This window comes from Sphaerospermopsis kisseleviana CS-549 (genome assembly GCF_028329225.1).
GTDB classification, from domain to species: Bacteria; Cyanobacteriota; Cyanobacteriia; order Cyanobacteriales; family Nostocaceae; genus Sphaerospermopsis; species Sphaerospermopsis kisseleviana.
The window spans coordinates 1-1,320 of the sequence record NZ_JAQMTI010000165.1; the positions used below are offsets into that span (position 1 = coordinate 1).

2 protein-coding genes are annotated in these 1,320 nt (G+C 41.4%); both read right to left on the reverse strand.

Annotated elements, in window-relative coordinates; genetic code table 11:
• Nucleotides 1-37: 37 nt before the first annotated feature.
• On the reverse strand, nucleotides 38-592 hold the full coding sequence (locus PN497_RS13730) for a glutathione S-transferase family protein (RefSeq protein ID WP_272110413.1): 555 nt from the start codon (nucleotides 590-592) through the stop codon (nucleotides 38-40).
• 15 nt (nucleotides 593-607) lie between these two features.
• Nucleotides 608-1,072, reverse strand: coding sequence for a hypothetical protein (locus PN497_RS13735; protein ID WP_187040971.1), 465 nt, complete (start codon nucleotides 1,070-1,072; stop codon nucleotides 608-610).
• Nucleotides 1,073-1,320: the final 248 nt, after the last annotated feature.

Here is a 1,320-nt window from a genome sequence, read left to right on the forward strand (position 1 = left end):
AGTCCCCAGTCCCCAGTCCCCAGTCCCCAGTCACCTTTTACCTTTTACCGATACTGTTTTTAAAGGCTGGACGTTCAGAAATTTTCTGAATATAGTTAACAACGGCTGGATATTCACTCAAATCAAGCTTGAGCATGATGGGAATATAAGCGAGTATAGATCCCACAGCCACATCGGCAATAGTGAATTCATCACCAAGTAAGAAAGGTTGCCGCGCAAAAATTTCATTCAGGGTAGTTAATAGGCGGGGCATTTCTCGCTCGCGGTTGGCTTCCACAAAAATTCCTGTAGCCAAGGTGGAATTACCAAATAATACCCATTGGGAAAATATGGCACGTTCCTCTAGGGAAATCGGATTTTTACCATATTTTTCCGCAATATACAGCAAAATTGCCCCTGATTCCCATAGTTTCAAATCACCATCCACAATTGCTGGAACTTTGCCTATTGGGTTAATTTCCAGGTATTCAGGTTGTCGATGTTCACCTGCTTTCATATCCAAAAGGATAAATTCGTAGGGAACTTGTAGTTCCTCTAAATACCACTGCACAATTGATGCACGGCTAAAAGCGCCACCGTAAAGTTTCAACATAATAACTGCTTAAAATCAAAGAACTTTGTGAGTGTGAGAATGTTGTTTAACGTTGTCGTCTTTAGTGACAACTCTAGCGGCATTTAGCACCCGTTTGCGTTCTGTAGAATAATTAAAATCGGTTTTGGTTGTTCCTGCGGGAATCAGGGTTTGGGCTGATTCACGACGCTTGTAGGTGCGAGCAGCTGAAAATGCCCGTTGTACAAATTCATCTGCAAACTGTGCTGAATCAGGAAATCCATCAGGCAATAACAGCTTATCACCATCCAAGATACTTCCCAAAGTAGTTGCACAGGCAAGTTTGTATGAGGTAGGAATGCCTTTTAATATTGCTTCTAATGCTGCTGAGGGAATAGGTTCTATAACTTCGATTTGGTGTACTTCTCCATCTTCTTTGTAAAAGCAGGTTGCCAAGCCGATCACAATGTAATCATCGGCTGTAAGGTCTAAAGCATCTGCATAAGAAATTGTTGTTGTCATAGGAAATTTACTCAAAATTAAATTGTACTGGGCATTGGACATTGGGCATTGGGTAACTTCCGATACAAAAAAGCTAACTAATGCTAACAAAAGTTGGCTTTTTCTTCCTGTTTCACCAGTTCGACTACGCTCACTGAACTCCTAGAAGTGTCGGCACTATCTAGTCCACAGGCTAACACGATCAATCTGACCGCTTCTTGTTTTAAATTAATCGCAGCGTTTAAATCTCTGTCAATCTCAAAGCCACA